General features: G+C 34.6%; 19 protein-coding genes. 11 read left to right on the top strand and 8 right to left on the bottom strand.

Annotation, left to right across the window (positions count from 1 at the left end):
- Positions 1-55 precede the first annotated feature (55 nt).
- From KKG99_01350 to KKG99_01335, 4 genes are all read right to left on the bottom strand, one after another.
- Entirely contained in the window at positions 56-685 is a 630-nt protein-coding gene (locus KKG99_01350) for a superoxide dismutase (protein MBU1011625.1), read from the bottom strand.
- Positions 686-850: 165 nt separating this feature from the next.
- Positions 851-3,373, bottom strand: a complete 2,523-nt coding sequence (locus KKG99_01345; protein ID MBU1011624.1) for a TonB-dependent receptor — start codon at positions 3,371-3,373, stop codon at positions 851-853.
- A 190-nt stretch (positions 3,374-3,563) separates the two neighbouring features.
- Positions 3,564-3,803, bottom strand: coding sequence for a 50S ribosomal protein L28 (gene rpmB, locus KKG99_01340; protein ID MBU1011623.1), 240 nt, complete (start codon positions 3,801-3,803; stop codon positions 3,564-3,566).
- 180 nt (positions 3,804-3,983) lie between these two features.
- A complete protein-coding gene (locus KKG99_01335; protein ID MBU1011622.1) occupies positions 3,984-5,219 on the bottom strand; it encodes a competence/damage-inducible protein A in 1,236 nt (411 codons plus the stop codon).
- 73 nt (positions 5,220-5,292) lie between these two features.
- On the opposite strand from KKG99_01335, the gene KKG99_01330 reads away from it, so the two are divergent.
- Both KKG99_01330 and KKG99_01325 read left to right on the top strand, forming a co-directional pair.
- The gene (locus tag KKG99_01330) at positions 5,293-6,165 is read left to right on the top strand and encodes a nucleoside phosphorylase (protein MBU1011621.1); all 873 of its coding nucleotides are present in this window, start codon (positions 5,293-5,295) and stop codon (positions 6,163-6,165) included.
- Positions 6,166-6,264: 99 nt separating this feature from the next.
- Positions 6,265-7,146 (top strand): transglutaminase-like domain-containing protein, encoded by an 882-nt coding sequence (locus KKG99_01325; protein MBU1011620.1) that lies wholly within the window; start codon positions 6,265-6,267, stop codon positions 7,144-7,146.
- 122 nt (positions 7,147-7,268) lie between these two features.
- On the opposite strand, the gene gdhA is transcribed toward KKG99_01325, so the two are convergent.
- On the bottom strand, positions 7,269-8,612 hold the full coding sequence (gdhA, locus tag KKG99_01320; GenBank protein MBU1011619.1) for an NADP-specific glutamate dehydrogenase: 1,344 nt from the start codon (positions 8,610-8,612) through the stop codon (positions 7,269-7,271).
- A gap of 254 nt (positions 8,613-8,866) precedes the next feature.
- On the opposite strand from gdhA, the gene KKG99_01315 reads away from it, so the two are divergent.
- Complete coding sequence (locus KKG99_01315) at positions 8,867-9,973, top strand: hypothetical protein (GenBank protein ID MBU1011618.1); 1,107 nt, start codon at positions 8,867-8,869, stop codon at positions 9,971-9,973.
- Positions 9,974-10,183: 210 nt separating this feature from the next.
- Here KKG99_01315 and KKG99_01310 read toward each other — a convergent pair whose 3' ends face one another.
- Complete coding sequence (locus tag KKG99_01310) at positions 10,184-10,843, bottom strand: response regulator transcription factor (protein MBU1011617.1); 660 nt, start codon at positions 10,841-10,843, stop codon at positions 10,184-10,186.
- A 678-nt stretch (positions 10,844-11,521) separates the two neighbouring features.
- Here KKG99_01310 and KKG99_01305 point away from each other — a divergent pair.
- Positions 11,522-14,431 carry a pyruvate, phosphate dikinase gene (locus tag KKG99_01305; protein ID MBU1011616.1) on the top strand — a complete coding sequence of 970 codons (2,910 nt, stop codon included), beginning with the start codon at positions 11,522-11,524 and terminating at the stop codon, positions 14,429-14,431.
- Positions 14,432-14,487: 56 nt separating this feature from the next.
- On the opposite strand, the gene KKG99_01300 is transcribed toward KKG99_01305, so the two are convergent.
- Entirely contained in the window at positions 14,488-14,994 is a 507-nt protein-coding gene (locus KKG99_01300; GenBank protein ID MBU1011615.1) for a flavodoxin, read from the bottom strand.
- Between the two features lie 167 nt (positions 14,995-15,161).
- Complete coding sequence (locus KKG99_01295; GenBank protein ID MBU1011614.1) at positions 15,162-15,824, bottom strand: metal-dependent transcriptional regulator; 663 nt, start codon at positions 15,822-15,824, stop codon at positions 15,162-15,164.
- A gap of 108 nt (positions 15,825-15,932) precedes the next feature.
- On the opposite strand from KKG99_01295, the gene KKG99_01290 reads away from it, so the two are divergent.
- The 7 genes from KKG99_01290 (at position 15,933) to KKG99_01260 (ending at position 21,111) form a co-directional block, all read left to right on the top strand.
- Positions 15,933-16,451, top strand: coding sequence for a thioredoxin family protein (locus KKG99_01290; GenBank protein MBU1011613.1), 519 nt, complete (start codon positions 15,933-15,935; stop codon positions 16,449-16,451).
- 29 nt (positions 16,452-16,480) lie between these two features.
- Positions 16,481-17,326: a pantoate--beta-alanine ligase gene (gene panC / locus KKG99_01285; protein MBU1011612.1), complete on the top strand. Its 846-nt coding sequence runs from the start codon at positions 16,481-16,483 to the stop codon at positions 17,324-17,326.
- 57 nt (positions 17,327-17,383) lie between these two features.
- Positions 17,384-17,731 (top strand): aspartate 1-decarboxylase, encoded by a 348-nt coding sequence (locus tag KKG99_01280; protein ID MBU1011611.1) that lies wholly within the window; start codon positions 17,384-17,386, stop codon positions 17,729-17,731.
- Positions 17,732-17,735: 4 nt separating this feature from the next.
- The gene (locus tag KKG99_01275; GenBank protein MBU1011610.1) at positions 17,736-18,755 is read left to right on the top strand and encodes a flippase-like domain-containing protein; all 1,020 of its coding nucleotides are present in this window, start codon (positions 17,736-17,738) and stop codon (positions 18,753-18,755) included.
- The gene (rfaE2, locus tag KKG99_01270; protein ID MBU1011609.1) at positions 18,742-19,233 is read left to right on the top strand and encodes a D-glycero-beta-D-manno-heptose 1-phosphate adenylyltransferase; all 492 of its coding nucleotides are present in this window, start codon (positions 18,742-18,744) and stop codon (positions 19,231-19,233) included. Before KKG99_01275 ends, rfaE2 begins: the two co-directional genes overlap by 14 nt.
- Positions 19,234-19,269: 36 nt before the next feature.
- Positions 19,270-20,640: a DNA repair protein RadA gene (radA, locus tag KKG99_01265; protein MBU1011608.1), complete on the top strand. Its 1,371-nt coding sequence runs from the start codon at positions 19,270-19,272 to the stop codon at positions 20,638-20,640.
- 162 nt (positions 20,641-20,802) lie between these two features.
- Positions 20,803-21,111 carry a hypothetical protein gene (locus tag KKG99_01260; GenBank protein MBU1011607.1) on the top strand — a complete coding sequence of 103 codons (309 nt, stop codon included), beginning with the start codon at positions 20,803-20,805 and terminating at the stop codon, positions 21,109-21,111.
- The last annotated feature ends 208 nt before the right edge of the window (positions 21,112-21,319 follow it).

The following is a 21,319-nucleotide window of genomic DNA, read 5'->3' as shown; positions in this document are numbered from 1 at the left end:
ATTAACCTAATTAAAAAACCGTTGGTTAAAGGACCAACAACCTATGAAAAAATGATCAGCCAACTAAAAGCTTTGAATATCTTTTTTCTACCTCATCCCAATTGATTACATTCCAGAATGCTGAAACATAGTCAGGCCTTCTGTTTTGATAATTAAGATAGTACGCGTGTTCCCATACATCCAATCCTAAAATTGGGGTCCCCTTTTGTTCAGCTACATCCATTAATGGATTATCCTGATTGGGAGTAGAACTTACAAATAATTTTTTATCGGAATCAACACCTAACCATGCCCAACCACTACCGAACCTTGTTTTTGCGGCATTATCAAATAATTCTTTAAACTTTGCGAACGAACCAAATTGATCCACAATCGCTTTCTTTAGTTCACCTTTTGCTTCACCTCCTCCATTTGGAGAAAGAATTGACCAAAATAAACTGTGATTAAAATGTCCACCGCCATTATTGCGAACGGCAACAGGATATTTGCTGATATGTTTTAATACGATTTCAAAATCTAAATTTTCCGTAACCGTATCTTTAACTGCAGCAAGTAAGTTGCCGAAGTAAGCCTGATGATGTTTTGTGTAATGAATCTCCATCGTCAGTTTGTCGATATGAGGCTCGAGGGCTTCAAAACCGTAACTCAATGAAGGAAACTCTAACTTGCTAATTTTTGTGCTCATTGTAATGTTCAATAAATCCTATTAGTTGTTTTGCTGCACAAAGATATGTATTTATTCTTATTTAGACTACATAAAAATAACATTTTTTAATGAAAAGATAAAATATTTTTTGAAGAAGCAATATTCGCTCTGTAAATGAGAGCCTTAACTAAAGTTGGTTAACTATTAAAATTGAGCAATAATTTTAATATTCAATTGCCTAGGGGTTAAATAGTTTGGAATAGCATATTCTCGATTATTCACATCTTTAATCCAAAGATAGGAGATGGTATTACTGATTTGGAATAAGTTAAAAACCTCCCCGCTAATCCATAGAGATTTGAGATATCGTAATGGATTTTTCGCTGAATAATTGGTCTTTTCATCAATGATTTGCTTTGAAAAACCAATGTCAACTCTTTTGTAAGGAGGAATTCTCAAATTATCTTTATATTTCTCTGAATTGGGTGGACCAAAGGGTAAGCTACTTCCAAAAACCAGCCTTAGGTGAACTTTATAAGATGGATTTTGTGGCAAATAATCCTGAAAAAATAAAGAAAAGCTAAATCGCTGATCGGTAGGCCGTGGAATATACCCTGGTTCAACTAATAAACTGTCGGTAGCAGTTTGATTTTCTACCATTGGAGTAATTAATACGCCATTTTCATTATAATAATTCCAATAAAAATCGTTCTTGATATCTTCTGCTGTTTTCATAACAGATAAGCTGGCCCAGGATTCAATCCCTCGAACAAATTCACCATTTACTTTTAAATCAATTCCGGTTGCATACCCTTTTGCATTATTTTCAGCTAGATATCTGATCCTCACATTATCAATCTTATAAGGAATCAAATTATCCAGATATTTATAATAGATAGCAGACGTAAATTTAAATGGGCGGGTCCAAAGCTTAAAATTCCAATCAGCTGAGCCTACAAAATGAATGGATTTTTGTGCTTTAATATCATGATTAATTTGCCCATTAAAATCCCGAATTTCCTTGTAAAAAGGTGGTTGATAATAATAACCTGTGGCAAACCGAAATAAAACATCCTTGTTCCATTCAGGTTTAAAGTTAATCGAAATTCTTGGGCTGATCAAAAACTGTTCATTGAAATCCCAATAATTAAAACGGATACCGGCATTAAATGAAAATCTAGGATCATTCTTTGACAACCACTTATTTTGCATAAAACCACTTACGCGATTTGATGTTAAATTTATTTTAGCTTTTGTGGATTTAAAAAGCTCGAGATCCGGATTTTCAGGATCTGGATCTCCGGGAATACTTAGAGGATTTGGGATGGAAAAATAAGCTGAATCAACCATTTCCCATTCGCTTAACCGATCGTTAATTTGCTCATGCTGAAATTTAAAACCCCATTGTAAAAACTGATCATTATGAAAGAGTTGGCCACTATGTTCAAAACTTGTAACCCTAGCTTTTAAGTAATTTCGCGCATGATTTAAGTGCGTCCCGATTCCTTGTGATTCAATCACATCTCCAAACTCATCGCTGGCCAAATTGGTTTCAAGCTGACCAATCCAATATTGCCCTTGAATGTCAAAAGTTTCACTTTCAACTGTACTAAAAGTTGATGCTGTAAAATGAATATTCAAATTTTGAGTCGGGTGATAATTTGCTGACAAAGCACCAAATTTGGTCTCGAAGCGATCTACTTCCAGTCCTTCAAAAAAAACTTTTAAACGATAAGCTTCATTTACGGTTCCAAATCGGGTATCACGATCGCTTGGTTGTAAATTATAAACATTGCTTGCAATATTTCCCAAAAAGGACAAGACCCATTGATCGTTTACCTGATAATCAACATAACCTTGCAAATCTGTAAAAGAAGGATTGTAATCTCCTTTGGTATCAAGGCCTTTCAAAATATATCGGTTGGATTGATGGCGGACCCCCAATAAAAAAGAAAGTCGATTATCTTTCGTAACACCCTCAATATGTGCATTTGAACTTAGTAAACTTAGGGTAGCAGAACCTCCATTTGAATTCGGACGTTTGTAAGAAATATCTAAAACTGAGGACATCTTGTCGCCATATTTGGCATCAAAACCTCCGGCTGAAAACAAGATTGAAGAAATCAAATCCGAATTCACAAAACTCAAGCCTTCCTGTTGTCCCGAACGAATAAGAAAGGGACGATAAACTTCTATCCCATTAACATAAACCAGATTTTCATCAAAATTACCTCCACGTACAGAATATTGCGAACTCATTTCATTATTCGATGAAACTCCCGGCATCGTCTTGATTAAATCCTCAATATTACCCGAAATACTAGGACTTACCTGAGCAGTTTTAGGATCAATTTTCGTCAACCCACTTTCTCTGATCTGCTCATCAACAATGACCACATCCGGTAAATCTGTAGGCAAAACCTTCAGTTTAATATTTAACTGCTTTCTTGAGTGAGCTTCTAAATTCAATTTTATTTCTTCTTGTTGATATCCAATAAAAGAGTAAACCAAAATGATCTCTTTTTGGGCAGGAATGATAAGTTCATAATTACCACTTTTATTTGAAACTGCTCCCTTTAATTCATTTTTGATAGAAACGGTAGCAAGTTCGATAGGTCGGTTATGCTCATCTGTAATCTTACCAAATACAAGAGCCTCGTTCTGAGCAAAAGAACAGAAGCCTATGAGCAACAAGAATGAGGAGATCAAATGTTTTGGGCTTATCATCTATCAATAAATATTCTTAGCTAAGATAACTTTTTCTGAGCTTAATTATTTTCTAAGAAATCATTTTTTAATTAGGAGATGTAGATTCTTGGCAAAAAGAACAAGGTTCTTTCAAATAGTTTTAAACTTGGAGGCAAAAAAAATGCTGCTACATAAAATGCAACAGCAGGACATATTGAGTTGAAGCCGGTTATCTGTTCAGAAAACCTTTTTCACGTGCTTCCTTCAAACAGGCAGAAATTCCCTTTTTATTGATGGTACGCAATGCATGTGCCGAAACCTTGAGTGTAATCCACTGATCTTCTTCAGGAATATAAAACTTTTTAGTTTGTAAGTTAGGACTAAAAGTACGTTTAGTTCTGCTATTAGAGTGTGATACGTTATTTCCTGTAATTACACTTTTTCCTGTTATTTCACAAATTTTTGACATAGCAATAAATTTATCTAAGATTCATTTTTTAAATCGGAGTGCAAATTACGTGATTTTTTTTCAATTAGACAACTCTAAGGAAATATTTTTTCATGTGTTTGTGATTTTAATTTTATTGGTCACATGGAATATCCATATAATCATTCACAGTTTGCATTAACATTTGTTAAAATGGATATTTCATAATTCCTTTCTGATCATGTTTAATGCTGTGATAGCGGCCTTCCTGATATTTCTCCCACGATGTTCTCCAAAAAGATATTTTTTCGCGATAACTTTTTTATCCGGTGTTGTAATCGCAATCCAGGTTGTACCAACAGGTTTATCTTCAGTACCTCCATCAGGACCCGCAATTCCTGAAACCGAAATTGCATAATCAGTGTTTAAACTTGACTGAATGCCTGATGCCATCTCGATTACGACTTCTTCACTTACAGCTCCATATTTTGTTAAGGTTTCGGCCGAAACTCCTAACATTTTTTCTTTTATTCGGTTATCGTAGGCTACAACCGATCCCATAAAACAACCCGAACTTCCAGAAATACTTGTAATCAAATGCGAAACATAGCCACCGGTGCAGCTTTCAGCAATTGAAATCGTCTTCTGTTTCTGCAGTAATGACTCAACCACTATTTGTTCGATGGTGTCATCGTCATAGCCAAAAATGAGTTCAGAAATAAGCTTTTGTAATGCCCTAGTTTGCTCATCTAATTCAATTTGAAGTTTGGATCGATCAGTTCCTCTTGTAGTTAGTCTTAAGCGAACGATTCCGGGTTGAGGCAAGTATGCCAGTTTAAAATGCGGAGGCAATGATTTTTCCCAGTTTTGAATAATTTCAGCTAATGCCGATTCTCCAATGCCTACTGTTAAAACAGTTTTGTTTAAGATAATTCCGGGATTAAACTTTTTCAATAAACGAGGAATAATTTCATCACTTACCAACGTTTTCATTTCAAAAGGTACCCCCGAAATTGAAACAATAATTAGATCATCCTGCTCAAACCACATCCCGGCTGCAGTTCCATAAATATTCTTTAAGGGAATACAATTCGCAGGCAGCTCGGCTTGCTTTCGGTTAATTTCTGAAACTCTAAATCCTCGTAACTTAAATAGTGCTTCTACCTGAACATAAACCTCCTCATTAAAGACCAAATTTGTATCAAAATATTTACACAAGGCTTCTTTAGTAATATCATCATTAGTAGGGCCTAAGCCACCAGTCATTACAATAGCGTCGGCTCTGTTTTTAGCCAAATCAAGTGCTTCAAAAATATGGCTATAAGTATCAGAAATAGCTGTTATTTGAACCACTTCAAATCCAGCCAGATTAAACTGTTCGGCCATCCAGGAAGCATTGGTGTTTATTACCTGACCAATTAACAATTCATCGCCAATATTAATAATTTCAATCTTCATGATGCAAAAGTAAAGAATTAACCGTGCTTATAAGAACATATTCATAAATTTGTAAATCAATAAAGATTCAATTATGCAAAAGCTTAAAAACACTCAGTTAATTGTGACAGCAGAAGGAGCAATTTATCACTTAAACCTTAAACCTGAGAATCTTGCTGACACCGTTATCATTGTTGGTGACCCGGGAAGAGTGCCTACTATATCAAAATACTTCGATGAAATTGAATTTCAGGGGCAGAATCGTGAGATAAATACACATACCGGCCGGATTGGCAAGAAAAAGATTACCGTATTATCAAGCGGAATGGGTCCCGACAATATTGATATTGTAATTAATGAGTTAGATGCCCTTGCAAATATTGATTTAGGCAATAAAACTATAAATCCTGAACATAAAGCCCTGAATCTAATCAGACTGGGAACGTCAGGTGCTGTTCAAAAAGACATTGAAGTTGATTCATTTGTGATGTCGAAATATGGCTTAGGGCTTGATGGGGTTCTGAATTTTTATAAAGTACCGGATGGTATTATTGAAAAAGAGATGTGTGTCTTCGTCGAAGAACAAATAGAATGGCCTGAACAAATTGCCCAATCCTATATTGTAAAATGTACTGATGGTCTGGCAAAAAAAATTGGCTTCGACATGCATCAGGGAATTACCGTCACAGCTCCCGGTTTTTATGGGCCACAGGGACGGACCTTGAGAATGGAGTTGAACTTCCCAGATTTTATCCAAAAACTAGAAACTTTCAGGTACAAAGATGAAAGAATTTTGAATTTCGAAATGGAAACTTCTGCCTTATACGGTTTGGGGCGATCGCTTGGCCATAATGTTTTAACTATTTGTGCCGTAATCGCTAACAGAATTACCGAAGAGTACTCTTCCAATCATCACAAACCTGTTGAAACACTTATAAAATTATTGCTTGAAAGGATCACTGCTTAATAATCCGACCCGATAAATTTCAACATTGACCTGTTAAGAAGCTAACTGTCATAAGGGTTTATTCTCTTGATACTATCTTATCTTTGATGCGATATAATTATGACAAGTAATAAGAAAGATAGTAAGGAACTTCTGGCATTGGTTCGTTTATTGGACGATCCCAATGAGAAAGTATACTCTAAAGTAAAGGAGCAAATATTTCTTTATGGATCGGAAGCAATTCCTGCGCTTGAAAATGCCTGGGAGAATTCATTTGATGATACTATTCAGCAAAGAAGTTTGAATTTAATCCATGAAATTCAATTCGAAAACACCTATCTGGAATTGAACAAATGGGCTCATTTTCAATTTGAGGATTTATTATTGGGATATATCATTGTTACAAAATACAATTATCCTGATTTGGATTCAACTAAAATTATTACCCAAACAGCAAAAATTATTCAAGATGTTTGGCTTGAATTAAATAATAATCTTACAGGGTTAGAAAAGATAAAGGTGATCAATCATGTATTTTTTGATCTGTTTCATTTCGGAAATAACAAGAAGAATTTTTATGCCGCTGAGAACTTTTTTCTTAATAATTTACTTGAAACTAAGTTGGGAAACCCCATATCGCTTGGCCTTCTATATCTAATAGTCTGTCGTAGTTTAAAAATTCCTGTTTACGGAGTCAATTTGCCTAATCATTTTGTTTTGGCTTATGTTGATGAAATATCCATTTTAAATGATGTAATTGAAAAAGATGATGTTTTATTCTATTTGAACCCATTTAATAAAGGAAAAGTTTTTACTAAAAATGAAATTGATCTGTTCGTCAGGCAAATGAAACTGGAGCCAAGCGATAATTATTATGTTCCCTGTGATAACAAAACAATCATCCATCGTCTTCTTGAAGATATGATATTAGCATATACAAAACTTGGGTACAACGACAAAATCGCAGAACTTAAAAAACTCTTAGAGGCTGTTCAGATATAAAATTTCTGAATAAATTTTGTATTCATAAAATAGATCAATAATCCTGAGACTTTTAAATGAAAATTATAAAAAAACCCTGTCATTTAATGACAGGGTTCGACTAATTAGGTTAGTTAATTGTGTTATACAACACCTTGGGCTAACATGGCATCTGCAACTTTTACAAAACCACCAATATTGGCACCTGTTACGTAATCAATGTATTCACCTTGAGTTCCATAAGTAACACAAGTAGTGTGAATATCTTTCATAATTTGTTTTAAACGGCTATCAACTTCTTCGCGTGTCCAAGATAGGCGAAGTGAGTTTTGTGACATTTCAAGACCAGAAACGGCAACACCACCAGCATTAGCTGCTTTACCAGGGCCGTAAAGAATTTTTGCTGCTGTGTAAACTGCAATTGCATCAGGGGTTGAAGGCATGTTTGCTCCTTCAGAAACAACGAAACATCCATTTGCGATCAAAGTTTTTGCTTCCTCTTCGTTAACTTCATTTTGAGTAGCACAAGGCATCGCTACATCACATTTAACAAACCAAGGACGTTTTCCTTCGAAATATTCACAACCGAATTTATCAGCATATTCTTTAATCCTACCTCGTTTAACATTTTTCAGTTCCATCAGATAAGCTAATTTATTGGCATCAATTCCATTTTTATCATAAATGAAACCTGCAGAATCAGATAAAGTAACAACTTTACCACCTAATTCGGTAACTTTTTCACAAGCATACTGAGCAACGTTTCCGGAACCAGAAATAGCAACGATTTTTCCTTTATAAGAGTCGCCTCTTGTTGCTAGCATATTTTGAGCAAAATAAGTAGCACCATATCCGGTTGCCTCAGGACGGATTAATGATCCACCCCAACCTAATCCTTTACCAGTTAAAACACCGGTGAATTCATTACGAAGTCTTTTGTATTGTCCGAATAAGAAACCAATTTCACGACCACCAACACCAATGTCACCAGCAGGAACATCTGTGTCAGGACCAATATGTCGTTGTAATTCTGTCATAAAACTTTGGCAAAAGCGCATAACTTCATTGTCTGATTTTCCTTTAGGATCGAAATCAGATCCGCCTTTTCCTCCACCCATAGGAAGTGTTGTTAGGCTGTTTTTAAGAACTTGCTCAAATGCTAAAAATTTTAAAACACCAAGGTTTACTGTTGGATGGAAACGCAATCCCCCTTTGTAAGGTCCAATGGCGCTATTCATTTCAATTCTGTATCCTTTATTGATTTGGATTTCTCCTTTATCATCCAACCAAGGAACCCTGAATAAAATAATCCTTTCAGGCTCAGTTAGTCTCTCAAGAATCTTTGCAGCTTTGTACTTTGGGTTTTCTTCAACGTAAGGAATCAAAGATTCAACTACTTCGTGAACGGCTTGGTGGAATTCAGATTCACCTGGATTTTTAGCAATTACTTTTGCCATAAAATCATTTACCTTTTGATCTAATGCCATAATTTTAAGTTTTTAAATTAATAAGTGATGTTAATTTTTTCACAGGTCAATATTAAAAAATTTTAGTCCATGATTTACATTTTAAGGACTAATTTCGGTGGTTCACGTATCAAAATCAGTAAAACACGCAAAGGCAGTTTTGCAATGTTATGGCAGTTTTTAGGACGTTTTTTTAGCTTGACAACTATGGATGTGAACATTAAGGTATTTTTAGCGTAGAAATCGATTATTGTATCCAAAAAACTATAAGTGGCATGAAGAAGAATGAAAAACCAAGAACTTTAATGTTAATCTCCATATTACTTTTATTCTCTTTAGTAATGCTAAATGGAACTATGATTCCTGATGAAATCAACTTTCTTAAAAGTGCCAGTTCTTCCGATACACTTTATTCGGGACAAATAATTACTCGGACAAATATTCAGGGATTTCCTTTACCAAATGCAGAGATTAAATTCATGTTATTGGATAGCGTGAGTCAAACTTCAAAACTTATTTACAATGGATTCACAAATCATAATGGCGAACTTTTAATTGATAGCTTGCCCATCGTTAACAATTATGTTGGTATTGCTGATTTACTGATTGACCAAAATGCAAGAACCCAAGTTTATATCTCAAATAATGGAACCGGGTCCGATCACGGAATTGTTATAAAAACAAAACTTGACATTTCGAAACAAGGTAATATTGTAGATATAAATGGCAAGTTGATTGAAAAAGTTAAACTAAATTTTAACCCTATTAACAATTCTTTTGAAGGGCATTGGAAAGGAGCTTATGTAAAAACCGGAACTTATATTTTTTATGTAGAGACGTTAACCGGGATTATTTCAGGTAAAATCAGCCACATGTCAAATCTTCCGGGAACAAACAGTAACAAAGGTCAAGCCTCCTCTTCTGCCCAAATTTTAGCAAATAATCAGTTTAAGGAAGCTGCCATTGATTACGCAAAATATAAGGTTGAAATAAATTCAGCTGTTGCAGACCTATTTGAACAAGCAATTTATATTTATGAGCATACAAATCATGAGTTCAACTTTTCTCTCGAGCATCTTCCAATACCAAATGCCCGAATTGAAGGTTATGTTTCGACCAATAGGGTTAATCGAATTAGAGATGCAAATATTTTTTTTACGAATCTCACTTCAGCTATTTCATTTAAACTAACAACTGACTCTATTGGAAATTTCTACAAAAATGATGTTCCCGTTCCTTTGGATAGTGATTTTACAATGCCCGAAACCACACGTTATTATGTCACGGTTAATATCGGTGATAGCATTATTTTTAAGGTTGATCCAGTAACTGTCATAAGCGGAGAACTGACTACTGAAGTGTTCAACATAAATATTCTTTGAATGAGATAAGGTATTGGACGTGATGAATCAATGATATTAAACTCCAGTGCTAGTCCTGAACCCTTTCTTCCGGAGCAAGCTTCTGGGAATTAAACCCATGAGATCCCTCGACTATCGCTCGGGATCCCAGCATGCCCTCCTTCGGCGGATATAACGTCTGGCAGGAGTTCGGCTAAATGATTTTGGGAATCAAAATCATAGGCTCACTGATTAAATCTTGATAATATTGTTTGAGATGGCAAATTTGACAAGGTCAACAGTTGTTCTCAGATTCAGTTTTTTCATCACATTATTTTTGTGCGATTCAACGGTTCGGACACTAATAAATAAAGTGTCAGCAATTTCTTTGTTAGTAAGACTTTGTCCGAACAATTCCAGTACTTCTATTTCTCGGGTTGATAAACTGTTTTCCTGTTGATCGATTAATTGATGGGCAACATCTGTTTCTTTCAAATAATTATTAAGAACAATATTCGCAATTGATTTTGCATAATAATCATAACCTCCACGAATGGTATATATGGCTTCGATCAATTCACTACGATTGGTGTCTTTTGTCAAATATCCTCTTGCTCCTGCCTTCAGAGTTTTCAAAATAAAACTCTTGCTTTTATTCATCGAAAGGATAAGCAGGTTCATGTTGGGCAGTTCTTTTTTTACTTTCCGGATATTTTCTATCTCAGCATCAGTGGGATCATAAATGTTAATCAGGCAAATATGAACAGCTGTTTCTTTTGTTTTGGAAATTAAATTGTCGATATTGCTGGCCGTGCCAAGAACCTCAATATCATCTGCGTCAGATAATAAGGCTTTAATCCCGTCACAAACAACCTGATGGTCGTCAACAATGAATATACTGATTTTTGACATCTAACCTGATACGCTGGTTTAACCGCATGCGAAATTAATAATCTTCTGAAGAAATGCCTAATTAAATACATTGTAAAATTAAATTTCAAAACATTTTCATTTAGTTTTGTATAAAACAAACGAATTATGATAGTTTCAGGATCAAATAATGGATATCAGAGATTAAAGAAGGAAAATATTGAGCGACTAAAGGAACTTGCGGCCATTAATCAAACTACTGAGATTTTAAAGGCCGGAAAGCCAATTAACGAAACCTTACAGCAAATCTGCCTCATATTACCCAGGGCATATCAATACCCTGAATTCACATCTGTTAGAATAACTTACGCGGATGAACAATGCACCTCTCCCGGCTTTAAGAAGACAAAATGGGTTCAAATTCAAGATTTTGAAAGCGTAGATGGTCAGAAAGGGAATATTGAGGTATTTTATTCGAAAAAATTCCCTGATTTTGATGAGGGACCCTTTTTGGAAGAAGAAAGGCACCTGATCATAAATATCTCCAATTTAATTATCGGATATATCAATAGTTTAAAGGCCAAACAATTACTGTCTAAAACTGGTAAAGCGCCATCAGAAGAAATAAAACCCACTCTTCAATCACCTATTTCGGGTCGGAAACTATTGCAAAAGTTCCTGAACAAAAGCAATGTTAATCGTGACATCTATCATGACTTAATGCCATTTAAGGTAAAAGAGATTTTATTGATTGCCAATTTATATGATGCATATAGCATTGAAAAAGAAGGAAAATTTTCTGAGCACGTATTGGGTGAATATCATCAATTAAATTTGACTTCCGTTCCCAGAATAACCGGGGTTTCGTCAAGCGAAGAAGCTTTTGAACAATTAAACTCGAAACACTTTGATTTAATTATTTTGATGGTTGGGGTGGATAGGGTAACTCCGCCAAATTTGAGTAAACAGATTAAAAAATCATTCCCTTATATTCCAATTTTTGTTTTATTAAACAATAATAGCGATATCGAATTTTACGAGCGAATCACCAAAAACACCATCAGTATCGATCGCACCTTTGTTTGGAATGGCGATTCCAGAATCTTCTTCTCTATGATCAAATTAGTTGAAGATATGATCAATGCTGAAAATGATACTCAAATTGGAATGGTGCGAATTATTTTACTTGTTGAAGATTCACCAATATTTTATTCGCGTTATCTGCCATTACTTTACCAAATAGTAATGGAACAAACCAAACGTATAATTGACGATGTGAGCACCGATGACTTATTTAAAGTGCTTCGAATGAGGGCTCGGCCAAAAATCCTATTAGTTTCTACCTATGAAGGTGCCATTGAGATTATTAATAAATTTAAGGACAATCTGCTTTGCTTAATTACGGATGTAAGCTATTCTAAAGACGGTGAAGAAAACTCAAATGCCGGATTTGAATTGACCAAATATATAAAAAATAGAATTAGCAATATTCCCATCATTATCCAATCATCAGATCAGTCCAATGCAAAAAAAGCATATGATCTGAAGTCAACATTTATCAATAAAAATTCTGAAACATTACTACTTGATTTTCAAAGTTTCATAACCTATTATCTTGGTTTTGGTAATTTTATTTACCGTGATAAAAAGGGAGCTCAAATCGGAATTGCTCATTCACTAAAAGAATTTGAAGCTCAGTTAAAAACGATTTCTGCAGAAACGCTTCTATATCATGCAGAAAAAGACCACTTCTCATTGTGGTTGATGGCCCGTGGTGAAATACAAGCCGCGAAAGTTTTACGTCCTCATAAAGTAACTGATTTTAAAGATGCAGAAAACCTGAGGGAAGTTTTAATCGATGTATTACAAAAGTTTAGAAATGAACAGAATAAAGGTAAAATCATCCCATTTGATGAAGGTGCGATCCTTGATGAATCAAATATCGTAAGCTTATCAAACGGATCTCTGGGCGGAAAAGGAAGAGGATTAGCTTTCATTAATTCATTGATCTATAATTATAATTTCTCAAAACATGTTTCAGATATCAATATTCGTTCACCCAAAACCTCAGTTATTGGAACCAATGAATTTGAGCGGTTTATTGAAAAGAATAACCTAAGGGAGATTCTGATTTCCGGTGTTGATTATGAAAGTGTCAAAAAAATATTCATACAAAGTAGTCTTAGTGAAACTTTAACAAAAAGATTAAAAATTATACTTCGCAAAATCACAAACCCAATAGCAGTCAGATCCTCAGGATTATTTGAAGATTCGTTAATGCAGCCTTTTGCAGGAATTTTTGACACTTTTTTACTGCCCAATAATCATCCTGACATCAATATTCGTCTTGAACAAACCATGAATGCAATCAAATTGGTATATGCTTCTATTTATTCGCCGATTGCTATGGCCTATATTGAAGCTGTAAATTATAAAATTGAAGATGAAAAAATGGCCATCATATTACAGGAAGTAGTTGGAAATACATATGGTGATTACTACTATCCGCATATTTCAGGAGTGGCGCAATCATATAATTACTATCCCTTCGGGCATATGAAACCTGAAGAAGGCTTTGCTGTTGCTGCAGTAGGTTTAGGTAAGTATGTGGTTGAAGGAGAGAAAGCCTATCGTTTCTCGCCCAAATATCCACAAACAGAAATTAATTCACCTAAGGATCAGTTTAAAAATTCTCAGTTGAAATTTTATGCAGTTGACCTCGGGAAAAAAGATTTGAACCTGCTCGAAGGCGATACGGCTGGACTTTCCTATCTGGATATTGATTTAGCTGAAAAGCACAAGAATATTACCCATTGTGCCTCTGTTTATGATGCAGACAACAATTCTATTTATCCGGGTATCGACAGGCCAGGTCCTCGAATTATTAATTTTGCCAACATTTTAAAATACAATTACATCCCATTAGCTAAAACCATTGAGACTGTTCTTGATGTAGTGCAGGAAGCCTTGGGATCGCCGGTTGAAATTGAATATGCAGTAGATTTAAGAAAAGACGAAAATAATAAAGCATCGTTCTACTTATTACAAATCAAACCCCTTATTGCCAATGCCCATGATTTCGAATTTAATATTGACAATATTAATAATGAAGACATCCTGATTTATGCAGAAAAGGGAATGGGAAATGGACTTTTAAAGCATATTGATGATATCATTTATGTTGATGAAACTACATTTGATAAAAATCAAACTTCAGCGATGGTGGATGAAATTGATCAGCTAAACAGGAAGATGATCAATGAAAATCGTAAATATGTTTTAATCGGTCCCGGAAGATGGGGGACTCGGGATCGATGGATTGGAATTCCAGTTCGTTGGCCTCAAATTTCGAATGCTGCTGTCATTATTGAAACCAGCTTACAAGATTATCCATTGGATGGTTCTTCCGGTTCACATTTTTTTCATAATGTAACCGCAATGAATGTTGGGTATTACTCCATTCAGCAAGAATTTTCGACAAGTTTTATAAACAAAGATTTATTTAAAAAACAAGAAGTTGTCAATCAAACCAAGTACTTTAAACATATCCGCTTTAAAAACCCGCTACTAATTAGGATGGATGGGAAAAAACAAGATATGGTCATTACAACAGAGCCTAAAACTTCTTGAACACAATATAATATTCAAAACTTAAAGATAAAGGCTGCATATTTGCAGCCTTTAATTTAACCTTTAAATTCTTCTTTAAGCTGTTTTACCCATTTTTCAATGTATTCATCAACTTTCTTTTGCCCATTATCAAAATCGATGGCCAAGCCAACAAATTTACCATTCTTCAAGGCTTTTGATGCCACGAAATCATAATCATCAATGGGCCAATGGCCAACGATTTTTGTTCTTTTTGAGATCTGTTCAAACAATTCACCCATTCCATTAACAAAGCTTCCTGAATAAACTTCCTGATCGCCAAGACCAAATAAGGCCACTTTCTTTTTTGAAAGATCTATTGTTTTTAATTCATCCATAAATTCTTCCCAATCATCCTGCATGTCACCTAAACCCCAAGTTGAAGTTCCAAAGATTAGATATTGGTATGGCTCAATTTCGCTCTTTTCTACGGCATCAATATTGAATACATCAGCATGTTCTTCGCCGAACATTTGTTGGATTTTATCAGCAATTACTTCTGTATTGCCTGTTGAAGATCCATAGAATATTCCAATTTTTTTCATCTGTAATAGTTTAACCAACAATTAATTCGTTTATCAACTGCAAAGATAATTAATTATTTAGTTTGATTCCAAATAATGAATAAATGATGTTAAATGAATATTCCGAAATAGTTAGGTTATAATAAAAATAATATTATCAGGTAAGAATCAGATCTTTTGCTAACTTATTATTCGCTTAATTTGCTCACCAGCATTTTTGATCCAATATTTTCGCTGATCACCATGGTCACTTTATTTCTTTTAATAAGTAATGCATTATCCATTTTGAAAATCAATACCAATTCAAGAATATCACCAACCTTAAATTCGTATTCCGTGAAAAAATCATTCAATTCATCGCTTTCAAAATAAAGTCGCTCAATTTGATAGGATCCGGGTTTACTTTTGTTTAAAGGGGAAAAATCTTGTTCCTCAGGTAAGACCCCCTTTTTATCAGGTATTGGGTCTCCATGAGGATCATGTTCCGGAAATCCTAAATATTCATCAATTTTTCCTAATAAAAATTCAGATGTATAGCCTTCAATTAGCTCGGCTTCCACATGAATCTCATCCAGATTAAGGCTCAATGTTCGATGTAAAAATGTTTCCCAAAGCCGATGTTTTCGGGATGCTAATAATGCGATTTTTTTCCCTTTTGGGGTAAGTGTAATACTTTTATGTTTCTGATAATTAATAAGGTCCTGCCCGGCAAGCTTGATTGCCATATCTGTTATTGCAGCTGGTGAAATATTCAACTTTGATGCCATGTTCGAACCCGATGCTTTTTGATGGCGTAACTCTAAATTATAAATCGTTTTTAAAAATTTCTCGACGGTAGAAGAAACATCCATTTTAAGTACCCTTAATTAAATTGTTTATAGAACTTAACAAATGTATAATAAAATTTTTAAATTTCAAGCAGTATATCGTTATATTTGTTCTTCTAAAACCTATAAATTATGAAACGGATCTTTATTTATTGCTTATTTATCGTCATAAATATGAATAGTATTTTTGCGCAAGAGTTCAATGAAAAATACATTGACAAAAGGGTTGGGAGCGAAATCCTGATCGACCAATGTAATCGGGATGGACTTAAAGAAGGAACATTTGGTGTGGCTTTTAACTTTCAATATGCTGGATATAACTCCGACATTTATACAATTACAAAATTAAAAAATCATCTTGAAAATATCACTATTAAACTTGTTTTCGGATCTTGGTGTTATGATAGTGAAATACAAGTTCCAAGATTTATAAAAGTACTTGATGAGATCGGCTTTGATGATTTAAATCTTACGATTATCGCAGTTGATCGATTAAAAAAATCCCATGAATTAAGTATTGACGATCTTAAAATAAAGTATGTTCCAACCTTCATTATTTATAAAAACGACAATGAGATTGGCAGAATTGTTGAAAATCCAAAAATTTCCCTAGAAATGGATTTACTTAAAATTCTTCAAAAGGAACAATAAAACTTTTATTAAAAACAAACGCTTCCTAAATGATTCGTATTCAACAGATAAGTGCCCTAAAAAATGCCCTGAATAAAGAACGTGCTGCAAGCAAGTCAATCGGATTTGTACCAACGATGGGTGCTCTGCATGAAGGCCATCTTGTATTAATCAGAAAAGCTGTTTCCGAAAACGACATTTGTGTCTGTAGTATTTTTGTAAACCCAATTCAATTTAACAATAAAGAAGATTTAGAAAAATATCCTCATGATCTGCAATCGGATTGCGAGAAATTACAAAAGGCCGGATGTCAAATGGTTTTTATCCCGGAAGTTTCTGAAATTTACCCTGAACCAGATATGACACAGTTTGATTTTGGACAACTTGATAAAATATTGGAAGGAGAGTTCAGGCCCGGACACTTTAATGGAGTTGCTATTGTGGTAAAAAAATTATTCGAGATAGTTCAACCCGACTTCGCCTACTTTGGAGAGAAAGATTTTCAACAATTGGCAATCATTCATCGTTTGGTTGAAATGGAAAATATCCCGGTAAAAATCATCCCTTGCCCTACCATCAGGGAAAAGGACGGTCTGGCGATGAGTTCAAGAAATATGCGTCTGACTAAGAAAGAAAGAGCTGTTGCCCCTCAAATTTATCAAAGTTTAATTTCAATAAAACACTCTTTTAACGGAGAAAATGCTGCTGAGATCATTCAAAAAGCCATTCAAAATTTAAACCAACTTGAGGGAATTAAGGTTGAGTATCTGGCAATTGTCAACAACAAATCACTCCTCCCTTTCGATGCTCAAACTACAACTAAAAAGGATTCGGTTGCCTTAATTGCAGCATTTTTAGGTAATGTACGTTTAATAGATAATATTAAATTAGGCTGAAAATCTAAATTTTTATTTATATTTAATTTTTGAACAATTGTTTTATAATTTTGCCTCATGAAAATTGATATATTAAAATCAAAGATACACCGGGCAACTATTACGCAGGCTGACCTAAATTATATCGGGAGCATTGCCATTGATGAAAACTTAATGGATGCTGCTAATCTAATTGAAAACGAGAGAGTTCATATTTACAATATCAATAATGGTGAGCGTTTGGATACGTATGTAATCAAAGGGCAACGCGGGTCAGGTATTATCTCATTAAATGGAGCAGCAGCGCGTAAAGCAGAAATAGGTGATAAGGTTATCATTGTTTCGTACGCAAGCATGGACTTTGAAGAAGCAAAAAAATTCAAACCCCATATTTTATTCCCCGACACTAGTAATCAATTAAAATAAGCTTTTGAAAAAGAAACTTTTTTCTACCCTCAACTTTTTAGCATTCTTCATGTTAGGGTTAACCCTATTGTGGTTGGTTTTTAGAAAAGTTGATGTTGGAAATGTTATACAAGAAATATTTAAAGCGAATTACTGGTGGATCCTTCTATCCTTCGTTTTGGGGATAATAAGTCACTTAGCGAGAGCTATGAGGTGGAATATCCTGATTAACTCAATGGGTTACAAAACCAGAACCAAAACAACATTTTATGCTGTGATGGTTGGCTATTTTGCTAATTTGGCATTGCCGCGTTTAGGCGAAGTTTCACGATGCGGCATGCTTAGCAAACGCGAAAATATTCCATTTGACTCTCTGTTTGGATCCGTAGTAGCCGAGCGTTTTTTTGATTTAATCGTATTGATCATAATGATGATTTTTGTCGTTGTTTTTCAATTAGAAATTGTTGGCGGCTTTGTGAACAAGCTCATTATCGAACCCCTATTATCAAAGTTTTCGAATAATCTATATGTTATTTTGATTTTCCTTATCGCATTAACCGTTTTAATTGTTGTTGTAACCATTTTATATAAAATTTTTAAAGCCAGGCTTCATCAATCCAACTTGTATATAAAAAGCTCTAAATTCTTTAAGGGGTTTCTTGACGGTTTAAAAACTATAATGAAATTAAAAAGAAGAGCGGCTTTTTTATTTTTCACCCTGGTTATTTGGGGCATGTATTTTTTAATGACCTATGTAGTATTTTTCTCACTGGAGGCAACATCACATCTGACAATTATTGATGGTATAACAGTTCTTACCCTTGGAAGCATAGGTATGGTCGCCCCTGTTCCGGGAGGATTAGGCGCCTATCATTTTATCGTTAAAGCCGTTTTATTCGAAATCTATAAAATTCCCAATGACATGGCTGCAACTTGGGCTACTTTAATTCACACCTCACAAAGTTTAATGCTCATTGTTGTTGGAACCTTTTCTTATTTTATGCTTGTAGGCGCTCAAAAAATTGATGATCATGCAAAAAACTGAGATCATTCAAAATAAAATATTTTCATCCAGGAAATTAAAATCTCAATTAAATATTTGGAGATTTAAGGAAAGAAAAATAATATTTACCAATGGTTGCTTCGACCTGCTGCATTTAGGACATATTGATTACCTTTCCAAAGCATCAGACTTTGGTGATATTCTGATTATTGGCTTGAATACCGATAAGTCTGTTCGAAAGATAAAAGGTTCAAACCGACCAATTACCGATGAAAACTCCAGAGCTTCAATTCTTGCTTCACTTTTTTTTGTTGATGCAATAGTCCTATTTGAAGAGGAAACTCCATGGAATTTGATCAATATAATAAAGCCGGACGTTTTAATAAAGGGAAGTGATTATAATGCTGAAGACATTGTTGGTCATGACATTGTAAAAGCCAAAGGTGGCCAAATCATTACACTTGATTTTTTGCCGGGTTATTCTACCACAATCATTGAAAACAAGATCAAAGACCTTTAATAAATTCTTATCTTTATCTTCCAGAAAAATAATTCAATGGCCAAAACCAAGACTACCTTTTATTGTCAGAATTGTGGTTCGCAATCTTCGAAATGGATTGGGAACTGCCCTTCCTGTGGCGAATGGAACACCTATGCAGAAGAGATCATTCAAAAAGAATCAACAAAAACGAATCTCCCATTTCAATTAGCCTCGCGAGAAAACAGTCGCCCGAAATTGATCAGCGATATTGAAATGAGTTCGGGGAATCGAATTGATACTAAAAATCAAGAATTAAACCGGGTTTTAGGAGGTGGAATGGTTCCCGGCTCATTAATACTAATTGGAGGTGAACCGGGGATTGGAAAATCTACTTTGATGCTCCAGGTTGCCCTAAAAATGAACACCCAAAAAATTTTATATGTAACCGGTGAGGAAAGTAGCCAACAGATCAAAATGCGCGCTGAACGTGTTAAGTTAACTGGAGATCATTTATATGTTTTGACCGAAACCTCAACCCAAAATATATTTCATCAAATTGAGCAAATAGCACCGGATGTATTGATCATCGATTCAATCCAAACGCTTCACACCGATTATATTGAATCCTCTGCCGGTAGTATTTCGCAAATTCGTGAATGTGCTTCCGAATTGCAGAAATATTCGAAATTAACTCAAACTCCTGTGTTTTTAATAGGGCACATTACAAAAGACGGCCAACTTGCAGGACCCAAAATATTAGAACACATGGTTGATACGGTTCTTCAATTTGAAGGAGATCGCAATCATGGTTATCGAATACTACGATCCACAAAAAACAGATTTGGTTCAACTTCCGAACTTGGGATTTATGAAATGCAGAGCAGTGGCTTACGCGAAGTTCCAAATCCTTCCGAAATATTAATTTCACAAAGAGATGAAAATGTAAGTGGAGTAGCAATTGCATCGACTATTGAAGGGATCAGGCCCATGTTAATTGAGATTCAGTCCCTCGTAAGTTCTGCTGCTTATGGTACACCTCAACGTTCATCTACAGGGTTTGACTTGCGTAGATTAAATATGCTCCTTGCTGTACTCGAAAAACGAAGTGGATTCAGGTTAGGTGTTAAAGATGTATTTTTAAACATCGCAGGTGGGATTAAAGTAGATGACCCTGCTCTCGATCTGGCAGTAGTTAGTGCGGTTTTATCTTCAAGCGAAGACATCCCTATTGAACAAAAAAATTGTTTTGCTGCAGAAGTTGGGCTTTCAGGTGAAATCCGACCCGTTAACCGTATTGATCAAAGAATCATCGAAGCTGAAAAACTTGGGTTTGAGCAAATTTTTGTTTCAAAATATAATTTAAAGGGCCCGGACATCAAAAATCCGGGTATTAAGATCACTCCTGTTCGAAAAATTGAAGATATTTTTAAGTTGCTATTTGGCTGATACTGCATAATTTCGTACACAATTGTAATGTATTCGTACATTTCTTCCTTATTATGAATAGGGTAAAACCTTCCTTTATTACTCTCTTACAACACATTAAAACATTTGGCATAATTCATGCTTTTATAATTAGCAGAAGTAAACACATTTAAAGAATATATCATGACCATTGCACTATACGCCAACGAAGTAGTTACCAAAGCAGGTAATGCTCAATATTTAAACACCGATAATCAGGTAAAAGGGAAATTAATTTTAACAAATCAACGACTTTATTTCAAACAACTTGCTGATAAAGTGAATGGATTAAACATAGAGATTGAGCCTAAAGAAATTCGCGAATTAATGTATTTTAAAACCCGAATGATTTTCCAGAATGGTTTGAGCCTGATTACCAAAGAAGGTAAAGAATTAAAGTTTATTGTGAAAGATCGTGATTCGTGGAGTCAGATGATTAATCGTATGTGTTAATATGAATCAAACAAATGATACTATAATACGCTGTTAGCGCATCATTTTTAACAGAACCGCTTAAATTGAAAGGGAGAATAAGAAATTATTCTCCTTTTTTATTGCCAAAACTTAGGAATTCAATCATAGTAAATACTTCTCTGATTTATGCTAATTAGGATCTTTAATGATTAAAAAACGCTTAGCTAAAATAAGAAATTTAATTAAT

The organism is Bacteroidota bacterium, assembly GCA_018816945.1.
Lineage (GTDB): Bacteria > Bacteroidota > Bacteroidia > Bacteroidales.
Note: the sequence above shows the minus strand (reverse complement) of the source record. Positions and strands in the feature narration are given on the sequence as shown.

Bases quoted from the DNA above. Each gene is read 5' to 3' on its own strand.
- KKG99_01350 (MBU1011625.1), bottom strand. From the start codon at position 685: ATGAGCACAAAAATTAGCAAGTTAGAGTTTCCTTCATTGAGTTACGGT.
- KKG99_01345 (MBU1011624.1), bottom strand. From the start codon at position 3,373: ATGATAAGCCCAAAACATTTGATCTCCTCATTCTTGTTGCTCATAGGC.
- rpmB (MBU1011623.1), bottom strand. From the start codon at position 3,803: ATGTCAAAAATTTGTGAAATAACAGGAAAAAGTGTAATTACAGGAAAT.
- KKG99_01335 (MBU1011622.1), bottom strand. From the start codon at position 5,219: ATGAAGATTGAAATTATTAATATTGGCGATGAATTGTTAATTGGTCAG.
- KKG99_01330 (MBU1011621.1), top strand. From the start codon at position 5,293: ATGCAAAAGCTTAAAAACACTCAGTTAATTGTGACAGCAGAAGGAGCA.
- KKG99_01325 (MBU1011620.1), top strand. From the start codon at position 6,265: ATGACAAGTAATAAGAAAGATAGTAAGGAACTTCTGGCATTGGTTCGT.
- gdhA (MBU1011619.1), bottom strand. From the start codon at position 8,612: ATGGCATTAGATCAAAAGGTAAATGATTTTATGGCAAAAGTAATTGCT.
- KKG99_01315 (MBU1011618.1), top strand. From the start codon at position 8,867: ATGAAGAAGAATGAAAAACCAAGAACTTTAATGTTAATCTCCATATTA.
- KKG99_01310 (MBU1011617.1), bottom strand. From the start codon at position 10,843: ATGTCAAAAATCAGTATATTCATTGTTGACGACCATCAGGTTGTTTGT.
- KKG99_01305 (MBU1011616.1), top strand. From the start codon at position 11,522: ATGCCATTTAAGGTAAAAGAGATTTTATTGATTGCCAATTTATATGAT.
- KKG99_01300 (MBU1011615.1), bottom strand. From the start codon at position 14,994: ATGAAAAAAATTGGAATATTCTATGGATCTTCAACAGGCAATACAGAA.
- KKG99_01295 (MBU1011614.1), bottom strand. From the start codon at position 15,824: ATGGATGTTTCTTCTACCGTCGAGAAATTTTTAAAAACGATTTATAAT.
- KKG99_01290 (MBU1011613.1), top strand. From the start codon at position 15,933: ATGAAACGGATCTTTATTTATTGCTTATTTATCGTCATAAATATGAAT.
- panC (MBU1011612.1), top strand. From the start codon at position 16,481: ATGATTCGTATTCAACAGATAAGTGCCCTAAAAAATGCCCTGAATAAA.
- KKG99_01280 (MBU1011611.1), top strand. From the start codon at position 17,384: ATGAAAATTGATATATTAAAATCAAAGATACACCGGGCAACTATTACG.
- rfaE2 (MBU1011609.1), top strand. From the start codon at position 18,742: ATGCAAAAAACTGAGATCATTCAAAATAAAATATTTTCATCCAGGAAA.
- radA (MBU1011608.1), top strand. From the start codon at position 19,270: ATGGCCAAAACCAAGACTACCTTTTATTGTCAGAATTGTGGTTCGCAA.
- KKG99_01260 (MBU1011607.1), top strand. From the start codon at position 20,803: ATGACCATTGCACTATACGCCAACGAAGTAGTTACCAAAGCAGGTAAT.